The sequence below is a fragment of the Vibrio sp. T13N genome (genome assembly GCF_032970445.1).
Taxonomy (GTDB): domain Bacteria; phylum Pseudomonadota; class Gammaproteobacteria; order Enterobacterales; family Vibrionaceae; genus Vibrio; species Vibrio diabolicus.
In genome coordinates this window covers 1-15,099 of the sequence record NZ_JAWJYE010000003.1, presented here as the reverse complement: position 1 = coordinate 15,099, position 15,099 = coordinate 1, and the positions used below count along the sequence as shown (strand labels likewise).

At 43.2% G+C, this 15,099-nt stretch carries 11 protein-coding genes and 1 pseudogene; 6 read left to right on the top strand and 6 right to left on the bottom strand.

Annotation, left to right across the window (positions count from 1 at the left end; translation table 11 throughout):
* Nucleotides 1-202 precede the first annotated feature (202 nt).
* The 5 genes and pseudogenes from R2S67_RS05535 to R2S67_RS05515 all read left to right on the top strand — a co-directional run bounded on the left by R2S67_RS05535 (nucleotide 203) and on the right by R2S67_RS05515 (nucleotide 8,403).
* On the top strand, nucleotides 203-4,573 hold the full coding sequence (locus R2S67_RS05535) for an RHS repeat-associated core domain-containing protein (RefSeq protein WP_317342745.1): 4,371 nt from the start codon (nucleotides 203-205) through the stop codon (nucleotides 4,571-4,573).
* Nucleotides 4,574-5,467 carry an immunity 49 family protein gene (locus tag R2S67_RS05530; protein ID WP_317342743.1) on the top strand — a complete coding sequence of 298 codons (894 nt, stop codon included), beginning with the start codon at nucleotides 4,574-4,576 and terminating at the stop codon, nucleotides 5,465-5,467.
* Nucleotides 5,468-5,608: 141 nt separating this feature from the next.
* Nucleotides 5,609-5,956: pseudogene (locus tag R2S67_RS05525) on the top strand (hypothetical protein); the annotation flags it as partial.
* A 1-nt stretch (nucleotide 5,957) separates the two neighbouring features.
* Entirely contained in the window at nucleotides 5,958-6,860 is a 903-nt protein-coding gene (locus R2S67_RS05520; protein WP_317342740.1) for an immunity 49 family protein, read from the top strand.
* Between the two features lie 322 nt (nucleotides 6,861-7,182).
* A complete protein-coding gene (locus tag R2S67_RS05515; RefSeq protein WP_114322338.1) occupies nucleotides 7,183-8,403 on the top strand; it encodes an ammonium transporter in 1,221 nt (406 codons plus the stop codon).
* Nucleotides 8,404-8,435: 32 nt separating this feature from the next.
* Here the strand turns inward: R2S67_RS05515 and R2S67_RS05510 are convergent, their stop codons facing one another.
* Nucleotides 8,436-8,609, bottom strand: coding sequence for a hypothetical protein (locus tag R2S67_RS05510; protein ID WP_012841833.1), 174 nt, complete (start codon nucleotides 8,607-8,609; stop codon nucleotides 8,436-8,438).
* 118 nt (nucleotides 8,610-8,727) lie between these two features.
* Between R2S67_RS05510 and cobB the strand changes: the two genes are divergently transcribed.
* Nucleotides 8,728-9,459: a Sir2 family NAD+-dependent deacetylase gene (cobB, locus tag R2S67_RS05505; RefSeq protein ID WP_005396469.1), complete on the top strand. Its 732-nt coding sequence runs from the start codon at nucleotides 8,728-8,730 to the stop codon at nucleotides 9,457-9,459.
* Between the two features lie 90 nt (nucleotides 9,460-9,549).
* Here cobB and R2S67_RS05500 read toward each other — a convergent pair whose 3' ends face one another.
* The 5 genes from R2S67_RS05500 to potA form a co-directional block, all read right to left on the bottom strand.
* Nucleotides 9,550-10,587: an extracellular solute-binding protein gene (locus R2S67_RS05500; RefSeq protein WP_005396470.1), complete on the bottom strand. Its 1,038-nt coding sequence runs from the start codon at nucleotides 10,585-10,587 to the stop codon at nucleotides 9,550-9,552.
* Between the two features lie 247 nt (nucleotides 10,588-10,834).
* Nucleotides 10,835-11,866 (bottom strand): extracellular solute-binding protein, encoded by a 1,032-nt coding sequence (locus tag R2S67_RS05495; protein ID WP_048626389.1) that lies wholly within the window; start codon nucleotides 11,864-11,866, stop codon nucleotides 10,835-10,837.
* Nucleotides 11,867-11,972: 106 nt separating this feature from the next.
* Complete coding sequence (gene potC, locus R2S67_RS05490) at nucleotides 11,973-12,743, bottom strand: spermidine/putrescine ABC transporter permease PotC (RefSeq protein ID WP_005396472.1); 771 nt, start codon at nucleotides 12,741-12,743, stop codon at nucleotides 11,973-11,975.
* Nucleotides 12,743-13,603, bottom strand: a complete 861-nt coding sequence (gene potB, locus R2S67_RS05485) for a spermidine/putrescine ABC transporter permease PotB (protein ID WP_012841831.1) — start codon at nucleotides 13,601-13,603, stop codon at nucleotides 12,743-12,745. Before potB ends, potC begins: the two co-directional genes overlap by 1 nt.
* Nucleotides 13,584-14,699, bottom strand: a complete 1,116-nt coding sequence (gene potA, locus R2S67_RS05480) for a spermidine/putrescine ABC transporter ATP-binding protein PotA (RefSeq protein WP_005396475.1) — start codon at nucleotides 14,697-14,699, stop codon at nucleotides 13,584-13,586. Before potA ends, potB begins: the two co-directional genes overlap by 20 nt.
* Between the last annotated feature and the right edge of the window lie 400 nt (nucleotides 14,700-15,099).

Below are 15,099 nucleotides of genomic sequence, written 5' to 3'. Positions count from 1 at the left end.
ATCGTCCCGTTAAAGTACGCTGCGCTCAGAAATTCAAAGAGTTGCATACGTGAAAATTGCCATCAATACATTCAGTCTACGCATACAGATGAATCTCTATCGGAGGATGTTTGATTAAGGCATCTTGCTCTCACAAATAAGAAGAGCGAAACGAGCACTAAATGATGCGGCAAGGTAAGAAAAGGACAAACACGTTACGGCTATGATCCCTCAATTCGTCATTCCTATCACGAATCGCTTTGGCGAAAGCTATCACTTCTCAGGTCAGTTACTTACTAGCGGCGAACCTAAAACATTCGTGACCAAACAAGAGGCAATAGAGTTTCTTGAGAGCTTTGGTGAGCTTGACCTTCGCTCTGTCGAAGACTTGTTCTATTTGATTGGTCAATTCAAGCCAAACATACCTGACGGTGAGCTTACTTCCCAACACTATAATTCAACGTTTGCCAATGCTTTGGTGAACGGTGACTTGCATGTCGCTCGAATTTTACCGACTGGAGAAAACTACGCACTCTCGTCAGCGGTTACGCCTCCACCGGCTCAAAATACCGTCAATGCAAAACCATCGAAGGGGAAGTCGAATAAAAAGAGTGGAAGAAGTGCCGCATCTGCTAAGCCTCAGCAACAAAGTAGCGAAAAACATGAGAAAGCCGGTGATCCTGTATCACTTGTGACGGGTGAAGAAATTCTCGAACTCTATGATATCGCGCTACAACAAGGTACTACTTGGCAGCGTACTTATCGCTCTTCGCAGTCGGATGTAAATCATGGAATGGGCTTTGGTTGGAGACATGCATTTCAGTTTGAATTGCACGAGAAGACGGACGAGAAAGACAACGTTATCGCTTGGGAGTTTGTTGACGATAAGGCAGATATCACAGAATTTGAGCCAGTAGATACTGGAGCAACAAGTTACCAGATATACGCTGGTGCGAGCTGTTATTTCCTAAATTCAGCAACTCGGATCGTGACGCTCGCTAATGGGCATCAATATCGATTTGAACAGAAAGATGATCGTTGGCTTGTTAAACAAGTCAGAAATGGCACGTTTTCAACGTTTCAACTGCAGTATTCTCGAAACCATCGATTGATCGAGATTGCATACAACAAGCGTCCGGTTCTTGAATGTCAATATGATAAGCAAGGACGCCTTGTAGAACTGCTTAATGCAAAGTCCCAAAAAGTTCTGACAACTTATACCTATGATGAGCACGATGATTTGGTCAGTGCAACTAATCATTTGGGCTTGAAGGAACAGTATCAATACCGCGGCCACTTAATTGTTAAGCGTGTACGACCAACTGGCTTTACTCATTATTTTGAATGGGATGGCGAAGGTGCTAACGCGAAATGCATCAGGAACGTTGGGGACGCAGGAATTTATGACTATCGCTTCCATTATCAGGGAAATCATTCTTCTTATTCTGACTCGTTAGATCATCAATGGTCTTTCTTGCATGACGAGCAGGGTAACTTGCTCGAGAAAATAAGCCCCACAGGTAAAACTTGGCGATGGCAATATGATGAATTAGGACGAAAAGCACAAGCTATCTATCCTGATCAGTCAACGGTCAATTATCAATATAATCAGCATGGTCAATTAGTTTCTAAGTTTCATTCCTCTGGCAAAGAAGTTCAATATGGTTATGACGGCTTAGGTAAGTTAGTTAAAACGGTTTCACCTGACGGGGATATCGAGAAGGCTTACTACAATAGCCTCGGTCAAAGAGTTTGGGATACCGATCAGTTCGGCTGTGTCACGGAATATGATTACGATAAACACGGTCAAGTCGTCAAAAAAGAGTCTGAAGATGGTAAGAAAAGTCAGTGGTGGTGGGATGAACAACAAAGACTTATCGCGAATGAAATAGATGGTATATTACTTCGTTACAGCTACAACGAAGACGATCTAGTGAATGGCGTCGCTTATCCCGATGGGTGTATTGCTCAACTCGCTTATGATCAATTTGGCAGGCGTACATCGGTTCGTTATTTTAACGACGAAGACAAAGTCGGTTATAGCGAAGAATATTCTTACGATGAGCACAGCCGTGTTGCTCAGATTCGAACTCCAACAGGCATTACCTCGTATCAATGGGGAGCACTCGCACAACAAGAAGCAGTCATCTTTCCCGATGGCAGCCACATTTCTTACGAATACGATCAACAACGTAACCTGACTAAATTAGTTCGGAGTGACGGCTTAGAATTCGAATTTCTGTATGACGATGAAGGCCAGCTATCAGGAACTGTCGGGTTTGATAATCTATACAGCCAATTTGATTATGACGATATGGGGCGGATCCATCGTAAGCAAGTCGCCGATAGGACTGTGCTGTACCGATATGACGCTGCGGGTTATCTCAAGCACGTCAAAGCAGGAAATGGTCGCAGTATTGTAGAGAACCACTTCAATTATACGCTTGGTGGGCGACTTACTTTCGCATCCAATCGCCATCAAACATTGCAATACCAATACTCTTCATTCGGGCATTTAACAAAGCGCATTCAAGGTCAGTTTGAGATAGCGCAGGAGTTTAACAGAGTTGGCCAACGCGTATCTCAGGTACTGCCAGATAATACGGAGCTGAACTTCTCTTATGATCGATATGGGCGTTTTTCAGCGATTCGGTTTGGAAACCTAGATTTACCTCAAATCAAATTTCATTACGATGAAATAGGACGAGTTTCCCAAATTGAAACGGCACATTTTAATGAGCGCATCATTTATGATGGTGTTGGTCGTTTGGTCGAACAACATTGGCCTGATAGAGAGAAAAAGTACGTTTACAATGCGCAAAACCGTATTTCATCAATCATTGATAATACGGCAGGAGCAACGCATTATCAGTACGATGCTTTAGGGCAACTGAAACGAGTCAATGCTTCCGGAGAAGTGACTAAGTTTGAATACGATAGTTTTGGCAATCCTACTTTGCCATCTTCAGAGGTATTCGCTGATCGTATTGAAGTACACGATAATGTCCGGTTCAAATATGACGCGCAAGGAAATCAGACAAAACGTGAGGGGCAAGGACACGTTCAGACTCGCGTATTTGATGCGTTAAATCAGCTCATTGAAGTTCACACCGACGATGGTATCAGTCAATATGAATATGATGCATTAGGGCGCAGAACGAAGAAAATTACACAACAAGGCGTTACGGAGTTCCTGTGGGAAGGTGAACGTTTAATTGGTGAACGCTCTTCAGGTGCTTTCCGTTGGTACCTATATCAACCAGAAACCTACACGCCAGTGGCACTGCTAGAAAATGGCGTTATTTATTGGTACCAGTGCGATCAAGTTGGTAAACCAGAGCGACTGATCGATTGCGAGGGGAATGTTGTATGGAGTGCCAGTTACGATGGTCACGGCTTTGCTCATGTACATATTGAAAATGTCGCAAATCCATTGCGTTTTCAAGGGCAGTATTTCGATCAAGAAACCGACTTACACTACAACCTCGCTCGGTATTACGACCCTAAGCTAGGACGTTTCATCCAACAAGATCCGATATCTATTGCTGGTGGTATTAATCATTACCAATATGCAGTCAACCCTATCCAGTGGATTGACCCAACAGGCTTCTTGTGTGAAGAAGGGCTAAAACGCTTACAACAAATGCTGGCTGAGTATCAGGCGCAAAACAACGTTCCCCAAGAGGTTTGCGATCAGATTTTAGAAGCTGCAAAAGAGTCATCCGTCGGAGAAGATGGTGTTCGCTCGCAAGTCAAAATCCGCAAACCCAAAGGTAAAAATCATATTCGATATGAATACGATTTAGACCATATTGATTGTGAGAGAAACGAGATTACTTTTTATCGTCATATCAATCATTCAGATGGCAGCAGACACGAAGTGCAGTATGTTGTTGGGATTGAGGAATTTGTAAATGCGCATGTTTTTGACTCAGAGAAAGTTGGTGGGGAAGAAGGTTGCACGATCTTCACTGAAGATCTTGTGCTGAACAAAGCAAAGTATAAAGAAAACTCTGAACTCAATACGAGTGGTTATGAGCTAACAGAAAGAAACAAAGCAAAAATTGATGAATGTTTGAAAGAGCGTCAAAAGGCTATGGACGCTCGAGCTGGCGAAGAGGGATATAACGCTCAAATCGGCAATATTAACCAACAATCTGCAAAAATTGGTGAGTTGGCCGCGGATGACTTTGTCCGGAGTAAACGCCCTAATGCTAAGTTGCTTCATCCCAAAGATATTGGAACATCAATTTCGAAGCCGGGCGATTTCGATATGGTGTACCTTGTAGAGAAGCCCGATCCCGGAGAAATAATCATCGTCGAGGCTAAGGGAGGCAGCAGCCCGCTGGGCAGCCGTAAAATTGGAAATATGGCATATCAGCAAGGGACAACTGAATATGCAGCAGCAATTATTGGTGAGATGTCTAAGAATGAGCGAGGTACAACAGAGTGGGAAGCGGCAACGGAAATAAAACTAGCGTTAAAGAGAGGGCGACCTATTAGGTACATTCATACTCAAACGGCAATCTATGACGCGGGACAGGTTTCAAAGGTTAAAGGCAAAGAATTTAAAATAGATTTAGGGGAGTTATAAATGTCTAGAAAAGTTAGAATTGAGCGAAATGCTAATCCGAAACTGACCCCAGAGTTAGTCCAAGGTTACAGCTCTGATATTAATCGAGACCTTGATATGCGTAAAGACGTAATCAATGTTCGCAGAGAGAACTTAGTTGCTTTAAGCGATGAAGCGTTTGAGCAGGTGAGGTGGTATACATGGCTTCCACATTCAATCGAAAACGAACAAACCGGTACACTATGTCTGTATGAAGCATCATTAATGCGTGCCTTTTATCATCAGCTCGCCATGAGACCTGACGAGCCTCAAAGTATTCAATTACCTGGATACCCGGAAGTAACCTGGAAAGGTGAAGGTATTTTAAAAACGGGGTGTTTACACCCTAACCGATGGCTTGATGCTTATTTCACTTCGGTGATTGTGCGTGACAAACCCAGTATGGACCTGTTGGCGAACTTTCCGATTTCTCTAATGAAGCAAAGCGCCACTAAGGCAGGTGAGCTTTCTTACATGTTAGTGGATGTAATTCAGTCATTCCACAACCGCACATCGGATTACCCTGATAAGCTAGTTGCAGCAATGGACGCTGCAATTGCTCAGGGTGATGACTGGGCATTAGAAATCGCCATGGGCATTTTAGAAACCTTTGCCGCCCTGACAACTGATATTGGTTATGACTTTGAAGAGGTACTCATTAAGAACCTGCAGTTCCAGGAGCAATATCAAATGCGCTTGGATGCTCCTAAAAAATTGATTTCAATCGAAACCTTCATCTCTTTCCCTCTGCTTGGCATGGCTTGTATGTGGTACGACAAAGGTAACTGTTTATCTGTTGAAACCGGTTGGCTTCCTCCATATCTCGTTGAAGGACGTTGGCTGGAGGATGTGAAAGCCGGAAAGATTACCCGATAGGGCTCAAAGGGAACGTTATAAACAAAGGTCATCATTATCGGTGGCTTTGTCGCGTTACGCTTGGCATTTTTGTGACCAGAATTCCACGGCATGACATCTAAACCATGAGTTGTCCCCTAAAGAATAATTGCGTGTTTCTTACAACCGGGCGATTTCGATATGGTGTACCTTGTAGAGGAGCCCGATCCCGGAGAAATCATCATCGTCGAGGCTAAGGGTGGCAGCAGCCCACTCGGCAGTCGTAAAATTGGCAATGAAGCATATCAGCAAGGGACAAGTAAATATGCGGCGGAAATAGTTAAGCTAATGTCAGAGAATAAAGAAGGAACGACTGAAAAATTAGCTGCCGACGAAATTCAATACGCCGCTTTCTCCGGCAGACCTATTCGATATATACATACTGAAGCGAGCATCCTTGAAAGTGGAAAGGCCTCGGACGTAAAACTAGAAGTGGCAGAGTTTAAAATTGATTCCCAAGGACCAAAGTAAAATGCAAAGTAAAGAATCGGTCAAAATTGTAGAGCGCAAAGCAAATCCTGAACTTGACACTCAAGCCATTGTGAATCGGAAAAAATTTATAAACCGGGTCTTAGATAACAGAAAAGAAGGTCTTAAAATCAGGCGGGAAAACCTGGTGAGTCTTGGTGATTTTGCCATTGACCAGGTTCGCTGGTATACCTGGTTTCAAGCCTCACATGAAGATGAGCAAATATGTACCTTGCGTCTTTACGAAACTTCTCTAATGGGCGCTTGTTATCATCGACTTGCTAGGAATCCCAATGATGAATTAACTATAAAGATTCTCGACTATCCTGAAGTAAAGTGGGACGGGGAAGGTATTTTAAAAACGGGGTGCATAAATCCTAATAGATGGATTGATATGTATTTTATATCGGCAATTGTGCGTGACTGGCCAAGTTTAGACGCATTGGCGAATTTTCCGATTTCTTTGATGAGACAGAGCTCTACTAAAGCGGGTGAGATGTCTTACATGTTAGTAGATGTCATCCAGTCGTTTCATAATCGCACATCGGACTATCCTGATAAACTGGTGGCCGCGATGGACGCGGCAGTTGCTCAGGGTGATGATTGGGCGTTAGAAATCGCCATGGGTATTTTGGAAACTTTTGCTGCCCTGACAACTGACATCGGTTATGACTTTGAAGAGGTATTAGTTAAGAACCTACAGTTCCAAGAGCAATACCAAATGAGGCTTGATAAACCAGAGGACTTGATTTCTATAGAAACTTTCATATCTGTCCCTCTTCTTGGCATGGCCTGTATGTGGTACGACAAAGGCAACCGTTTATCTATTAAAACCGGTTGGCTTCCTCCTTATCTCGTCGAGGGGCGTTGGCTAGAAGAAGTAAAAGCAGGGAAGATCACTCGATAAACTCCTTTAGTTAGCAATTCAGTATATAAGCCACCTCTCATGAGGTGGCTTTTACGTTTTGTTGAGCTATATGGTGCGCATTATGTTGGTGCACTAAAACCATATTGGTGCATTTATTAGCGTGTTAAGCACCATTTCAAGAATGCCTAATTTTATTAAAGTTCATACAAAACAATAAATTAAAGTGTAAGTGTTAGAAATGTAAATTATGGAATGAGAATTGCTCTGTTAGACGCTCTATAAATTAAGTTCACCAAATTGGTGATGAGCCTAACTTTGATGCACAGGATAAGTGCGCTACAGATCAACGGAGACAATCATAATGAGTGTAACTGCCAATCAGGTACACGGCGCTGTACAAACTCTCACGCAAAGTTCCGACACACTTTTCTTACTACTTGGCGCAATCATGGTTTTTTTGATGCATGCTGGTTTTGCTTTTCTTGAAGTAGGAACCGTGCGCCAAAAGAACCAAGTTAATGCTTTAGTTAAAATCTTGGCCGATTTCGGTATTTCCGCCATTGCGTATTTTTTCATTGGATACTGGGTCGCTTATGGCGGCACCTTCTTTGCTGATGCAGAGACGTTATCTCAAGGCAATGGTTACGAGTTGGTGAAGTTCTTTTTCTTGCTGACCTTCGCTGCAGCGATTCCTGCTATTGTTTCTGGTGGTATCGCAGAGCGAGCTCGTTTTTATCCGATTCTAATCGCAACATTTTTCACTGTCGGCATCGTATACCCGTTATTTGAGGGAATGATCTGGAACGGAAACTTTGGTGTTCAAGCTTGGTTTGAAAATACCTTTGGCTATGGCTTTCACGACTTTGCAGGTTCAGTCGTTGTACATGGTGTTGGCGGCTGGATAGCGTTGGTTGCCGTTGTGTTTTTGGGCATGAGAAAAGGCAGAGTTCGAGCAGGAAAGCATACCAACTTTGCACCTTCGAATATTCCGTTTTTGGCTTTGGGAGCTTGGATCTTATGTGTGGGGTGGTTTGGCTTCAACGTCATGTCAGCTCAAACCGTGTCAGGCATAAGTGGCTTGGTGGCTATGAACTCATTGATGGCAATGGTCGGAGGCATTGTCGCGTCATTGTTGGCTGGTAAGAATGACCCCGGCTTTATTCATAATGGCCCACTAGCTGGCTTGGTTGCTGTATGTGCGGGTTCAGACTTAATGCATCCTATCGGTGCTTTAGTGACAGGTGCGATTGCTGGCGTTCTATTTGTTTATCTTTTTACCTACCTACAAAACAAAACCAAGATTGATGATGTGCTAGGTGTCTGGCCTTTACACGGTTTATGTGGTGCTTGGGGGGGGATTGCAGCAGGGATCTTTGGTCAAAGCGCGTTAGGTGGGCTAGGTGGCGTGAGCTTTCTCGTTCAGCTTCTAGGAACGCTTTTGGGCATTTCTATCGCAGTGATTGGGGCGCTTGCAGTCTACGGCGCGATCAATGCCAGTATGGGACTAAGGCTTTCGGAAGAAGACGAATTCAATGGCGCTGACCTAGCCATTCATAAAATATCTTCTACCAACGAGGATTGAGGCCAATGTGGGAGCGGCGTAAAGCCGCTCTTTTAGCAATTGCCTTTTTTTGCTTGGCCAGGGGGACAGAAATCTCCATTACCACGATGGTTATCGTCATTGGTGCTGACTCTTACTTTTACGTCGTCCACTTCGCCTTCAACATTGGTTAGTTGGCAACCTGCTAAAGTCGTAAGTAATATAAGCGCTAGAGATACTTGTCTCATTGCTGTTCCTCTTAAATTGTAATTCTAATAGTGACCATTACGACCATGGTCTAATCCATATTACTACTGTTGCTATTCTTTCAGTGTTAAGCTAATGAAAAAACAGCAAGGATGAGTTATGAATTTCCCTTATAGAAATATTGTAGTACTTACTGGTGCAGGTATCTCGGCCGAATCTGGTATTCAAACATTTCGTGCGCAAGATGGCCTTTGGGAGAATCACCGTATTGAAGATGTAGCAACACCTGAAGGGTTTGCTCGCGATCCGGACCTTGTTCAAGACTTTTACAACCAACGCCGCAAGAAACTTCAAGACAATGCGATACAGCCGAATGCCGCGCATAAGGCACTGGGCCGCCTAGAAACCGAGTTAGAAGGTAAAGTGACGGTCATCACTCAAAATATAGACAACCTTCACGAAAGAGGCGGCAGCCATAACGTCATTCATATGCACGGTGAGCTTTTAAAAGCGAGATGCAGTGAATCAAACCAAGTTATAGAACATAGTGAAGACATTAAGACTGGTGAGCTTTGTCATTGCTGTCAGATCCCTTCACAAATGCGACCACATATTGTTTGGTTTGGTGAAATGCCACTACGAATGGGGGATATCTACGCAGCATTAGAAGAAGCAGATTTATTTATTTCTATCGGGACTTCTGGCGTCGTATATCCCGCAGCAGGTTTTGTTCATGATGCAAAAATGCATGGTGCGCACACCATCGAAATTAACCTCGAGCCTAGTGCGGTAGAAAGTGAATTTGAGGAAAAACGCTACGGAAAAGCAAGCGTCGAGGTTCCAAAATTAGTTGACGAGATACTGGCTCTAGAAGGAAAAGAAAGAGCGTAATAATTCTCACAGAGGAGAGCTTTTGTCTTGTCATTAAGAACAAAAAAAGCGGCTCATGAGCCGCTTTTTCATATCTTTAAAACTAACGAATTAGTTGTTCACTTTTAGCTTTTGGAAGTACTCATCGTACATTACGCTCGCTTCGCCAACTTCATCTTGCCAAGTACCGCTGTCCATCACTTCTTGTGGTGGGAAGATGCTTGGATCGTTAGCAAATTCTTTCGGTAGCAGTTCGTGTGCCGTTTTCACTGGAGTAGGGTAACCAATCTCTAGTGCGATCTTAGCTGCGTTTTCTGGGCGCAGTAAGAAGTCAATCATCTTATGAGCCGCATCAACGTTCTTCGCGCCAGCTGGAATTGCCAGGCTGTCCATCCAGAAGATCGTTCCTTTTTCTGGCCAGATGATGTCGATGTTCGCGCCTTCTTGACGAGCCATGTAAGCAGAACCATTCCAAAGCATACCAAGTGAAACTTCACCCGCTAGGTAAGGGTTTGCAGGAAAGTCTGAGTTAAATACTAATACGTTTGGCATTAGCTTTTTCAGTTCTTCGTAAGCGGCTTTGATTTCTTCTGGGTTAGTCGTGTTTGGTGAGTAACCAAGCTTAGTCAATGCAATGTGGAATACTTCACGAGAATCATCCATCAACATTAGTTGACCTTCCCACTTGCTATCCCAAAAATCATCCCACTTAGTAACAGATGATTTGTCTAGCATGTCAGCATTGATACCAATACCTGTCGCACCCCAAATGTAAGGGATAGAGTAGTTGTTGTTCGGATCGAACGGCTTGTTAAGGAAGTTAGTATCAAGATCGGCAAAATGAGACAATTTCTCTTTGTCGATCTGTTGCAGCATGCTTTCTTTACGCATTTTAGAGACGAAATAGGTAGACGGTACTACCAAGTCGTAACCAGAACCTTGGGTTTTAAGTTTTGCGTACATACTCTCGTTAGATTCATATGTAGAGTAAATAACTTTGATTCCAGTTTCTTTTGTAAAGTCTTCAAGAACTTCGTTTGGAATGTATTCCGACCAGTTGTAGAAATACAGTTCTTGATCAGCAGCCATTGCAGGGGTAGCGATGAGCGTCGCTGCACATAGAGCGCTTGCGTAGAATTTACTTTTCATTTGTTTTCCGTTTTGTTTCGCGATTGGACAAGTCAATACTAGCTGGAGTTATCAAGTTGATCCAAATCGCAGTAAGCACAAATCTGTTTATTTAGCTCGAGGGCTGTATCTCCGCTTTGTGAGAAGATAAAACTAGACATCGAGCCAGATAAACCTAGCAACGCATAATTATATCAGTCAATTACAAAAATAGGCAGCGTATTGCTGCCTATTTTCTTTTAGTCGATGACTTGTTACACAAGCTCGATTACTGTCCCGCTTTCAGCTTTAGGAAGTAATCTTCGTACTTAACGGTTAGATCACCAACCGCATCTTGCCATTCCACTCGATCAAGATCTTCTTGAGAAGGAAATAGCGGTGCAACATCTTTAAACTTAGCGTTCGATTCCTCTACCGCTGTTAAGTAACCAGTATCACGAGAGATTTGCTCTGCGATTTCTGGACGTAGTAGGAAGTCGATCATCTTGTGAGCTGCTTCTACGTTCTTCGCACCGGAAGAGATAGCGAAGTTATCAACCCAACCGATACCGCCTTCTTTAGGAAATACGAGTTTAAGATTTAGGCCTTCATTTTGAGCAGCTGCAGCGCTGCCGTTCCAAAGCATACCAACGCCCACTTCACCAGACATGTAAGGTGCACCTGGGTTGTCAGAGTTGAAAACTAGAACGTTTGGCATCAACTTTTGTAGCTCAGCGTACGCTTCATCGATTTGTTTAGGGTCTTTTGAGTTGCCTGAATAGCCGAGTTTACGAAGTGCGATGTGGAAGACTTCACGAGTGTCGTCCATCAGCATTACTTGACCTTCAAGCTCAGGCTTCCATAGGTCTGCCCAGCTTTGGAAGTCGTTTGGATCGTACATGTCTGCGTTAACCGCTAGACCTGTAATCGCAACAACGTGTGGAATAGAGTAGTCGTTATTTGGATCGTAAGGCTTGTCTAGATAGTTCTTATCTAGGTTGCCGAAGTTTTTAAGCTTAGTCTTATCGAGCTTTTGCAGCATACCTTCATCGCGCATTTTTGCTACGAAGTACGTTGAAGGTACCACTAGGTCATAACCTTGGTTATGAGTTTTTAGCTTTGCGTACAAAGTTTCGTTCGACTCGTAAGTCGAGTAGATCACTTTGATACCAGTTTCTTTGGTAAATTGCTCTAGGATATTACTGTTGATGTAAGGCCCCCAGTTCATAAATACCAATTCTTTATCGTCCGCTGCCGCTGAACCTGAGAACAGAGAAAGCGCACATGCACTACCAGCTAATAGAGTAGCCCATTTTTTCATTGACGTTAGCTCCAAACCAAACGTTGTCCAAATCATTTTGGACGGTAGATAGAAAAACAGAATGGCATGTAACCATTCTGTTTCGTGATGTTAACGGATGTGGATTTTACTTTACTTTTTCTCTTGCAAGCAACTGAGAAATTACGACAAGAATTAAAGAAACCACCAACATGACCGTTGCAAGAGCATTCACTTCCGGTGAAATACCCACCTTAACCATCGAGTAAATTTTCAATGGTAGGATTTCATACGTTGGACCTGTTACGAACGAACTAATAATTACGTCGTCCAGAGACAGGGTAAAGCTAAGCAGCCAGCCTGCCGCAACTGCTGGTTTTGCAAGAGGAAGGATGATCTGCTTTAAGATAACCCATTCACTTGCGCCAAGATCTTTTGCTGCTTCCAACATCTTCACATCGAAGCCATTTAAGCGGCTGTATACGGTTACCACCACAAATGGCAAACAGAAGGTGATGTGGGCAATCAATAGAGTAAAGAAGCCCAGCTGTGCGCCTAATACTAGGAACAGAGCAAGTAATGAAATCGCCATGACAATATCTGGAGACATCATTACGACAAACAGCATGCCGTTTACAGCACCTTTGCCTTTGAACGAGTAACGGAATAGGGCAACAGCTGTTAAGCTACCAATAATAGTAGCCGCTGTTGCAGAAAATACCGCCACGTTCAATGAGTGCCATGCAGCCTGCATTAGGCTGTCGTTGTTGACTAGGGTTTCATACCATTTCGTGGTGAAACCACCCCATTTCATACCAAATTTATTAGCGTTAAATGAATTTACGATTAGTACAACGATTGGCAGATACAAAAATGCATAAACCAACGCCATAAAGCTAAATCTAACTGTGCGTCCCATTAGTCTAGCTCCACTTTCTTATTCAATAATTTTCCTGCTCGGTAGTAAGCGTAAAGCATGACCGCCATTGCGAAGGTGAGGGCGATACTGGTCGCAGCACCAAATGGCCAATCACGAGCGTTCAATACTTGGCTCTTAATTACGTTACCAATCAGTAGATTCTTCGCACCGCCTAGAAGATCTGAGATGTAGAACATACCCAGGGCAGGCAGTAGAACCAACAAACAGCCACCGATAATGCCAGGCATTGTCAGAGGTAGAATTACTTTAGTAATGGTTTGGAGCTTGTTCGCACCGAGGTCTTTTGCTGCCTCGATGTAAGTGTTGTCCAACTTCTCGATTGCCGAGTAAAGCGGCAGAATCATGAAAGGAAGTAGGATGTATACAAGACCAATCATTACAGCCGTTTCGGTATACATAATACGCAACGGCTTGTCGATGATTTCCATTGCCATCAGCGACTTGTTCAAAATGCCCTGTGTACCGAGAACAATCTTCAGTCCGTAAGTTCGAATCAAAGAGTTCGTCCAAAATGGTACGATCACCAAAAACAGCATAAACGGACGCCATTTTTCAGGCATTTTCGCTACGATATAAGCAAACGGGTATCCAATGACTAAACACAACAACGTTGCCACAATTGCCATGTAGAACGAGTGCATCAGCACTTTCGCATACAGTGGGTCCAGCAGACGCAAGTAGTTGTCGAAAGTGAATGTCATTTCGATTAAGTTTGCTTCATCACGCGTTAAGAAACTGGTACCAATAATCATCACGTTTGGTACCAACACAAACAGTGTTAGCCAGCCTACGATTAAGGCAATGATCGCGTTCTGAAGATTAATCTTCTTGCTTATCATTGAGTACTACCTCCCAGCTCTCAACCCAAGTGATAGCGACTTTCTGGCCAAGTGAGTGGTCCACATCAGGATCATCTTCGTTAAAGAATTCGCTTACCATTACACGCATACCTGAATCCAATTGGATAACAGAATCTAACGTCATACCTTTATAAGTACGCTCAGTTACGTGACCAACAATGCCTTTTTCTTCAGACTCTTTGATTTCTTCGATACGCAAGTCTTCAGGGCGAAGTAGTACTTGTAGTTTGTCGCCTTTCTGTGCTTCCTTATCGTAGTAAACGACGGATTCAACACCTTCAATTTCTGCGCGGATGCGTTTGTCATCGATGCGCTCTAGCATGGTTGCATTGAATACGTTGATCTCACCAATAAAGCGAGCAACAAACAGGTTCTTAGGCTCTTCGTAAATCTCACGCGGAGAGCCATCTTGTTCGATAACGCCATCACGCATCACGATAATGCGGTCTGACATCGATAGGGCTTCTTCCTGATCGTGTGTTACAAAGATAAAGGTAATACCAAGTTGACGCTGAAGCTGCTTCAACTCGATCTGCATTTGTTTACGCAACTTGTAGTCCAGCGCCGATAGCGATTCATCGAGCAGAAGTACTTTTGGTTTATTAACAACTGCACGAGCAATTGCGATACGCTGTTGCTGGCCACCAGAAAGTTGGTGCGGTTTACGCTGTGCCATTTTTTCTAGACGAACCATGCGTAATGCTTCCATTACTCTTGGTTCAATCTCTGCTGCAGGCGTTTTCTGCATACGAAGACCAAAAGCGACATTGTCAAAAACGGTCATGTGTGGAAACAGTGCGTAGCTTTGAAATACCGTGTTGACGTGTCTCTGCTCAGCAGGAACCTGTGTTACATCTTGGTCATCCAAAATGATTTGACCGTTATCCGCCGCTTCAAAACCAGCGATCATTCGTAAAACTGTCGTTTTACCACAACCAGAAGGCCCAAGAATCGTCAGAAACTCACCATGATTAACATCCAGATTTAAATTACCGATGATTTCCTTACCATCGAAACTTTTACTAATACCAGATAAACGAATAACTGGCTTTCCTGCTTGCGGTTTTGCGTTCAACGTCTGTATTTCCCCCACGTTCAAGCTGGGATAATCCCAGCTGATGTGACACTAGCCATTCACTTTTGAGGCGCGCATCATAATCACCAAAATTGTGAAATTAAAGCATTTTCTTATCTTGAAACAGAAAAAATTTTGCAGGCAAAAGTCATCATTCCTTACCATACTGTTTTTATAAGATTAATTGGCATTTAAACACAGTTTGATAGCACTAAGCTCTGTTCAATAATTGTTTTCAATTTCATAACTTTGAGAGTGGTTAATTATCAACCATACAGTTGAGATTGCAAGGATAGTACGTGAGTTGTGATGTTAGATGTGGAAAGATTTCTTTATAATAACGGCCACATTAATTGACTGGAATTCCAGTGAAAATTTTACAAGTTAATCTTGGATAAAC

Excerpts from the sequence above, each read along its gene's own strand:
- R2S67_RS05535 (WP_317342745.1), top strand. The coding sequence starts at position 203 with ATGATCCCTCAATTCGTCATTCCTATCACGAATCGCTTTGGCGAAAGC.
- R2S67_RS05530 (WP_317342743.1), top strand. The coding sequence starts at position 4,574 with ATGTCTAGAAAAGTTAGAATTGAGCGAAATGCTAATCCGAAACTGACC.
- R2S67_RS05520 (WP_317342740.1), top strand. The coding sequence starts at position 5,958 with ATGCAAAGTAAAGAATCGGTCAAAATTGTAGAGCGCAAAGCAAATCCT.
- R2S67_RS05515 (WP_114322338.1), top strand. The coding sequence starts at position 7,183 with ATGAGTGTAACTGCCAATCAGGTACACGGCGCTGTACAAACTCTCACG.
- R2S67_RS05510 (WP_012841833.1), bottom strand. The coding sequence starts at position 8,609 with ATGAGACAAGTATCTCTAGCGCTTATATTACTTACGACTTTAGCAGGT.
- cobB (WP_005396469.1), top strand. The coding sequence starts at position 8,728 with ATGAATTTCCCTTATAGAAATATTGTAGTACTTACTGGTGCAGGTATC.
- R2S67_RS05500 (WP_005396470.1), bottom strand. The coding sequence starts at position 10,587 with ATGAAAAGTAAATTCTACGCAAGCGCTCTATGTGCAGCGACGCTCATC.
- R2S67_RS05495 (WP_048626389.1), bottom strand. The coding sequence starts at position 11,866 with ATGAAAAAATGGGCTACTCTATTAGCTGGTAGTGCATGTGCGCTTTCT.
- potC (WP_005396472.1), bottom strand. The coding sequence starts at position 12,743 with ATGGGACGCACAGTTAGATTTAGCTTTATGGCGTTGGTTTATGCATTT.
- potB (WP_012841831.1), bottom strand. The coding sequence starts at position 13,603 with ATGATAAGCAAGAAGATTAATCTTCAGAACGCGATCATTGCCTTAATC.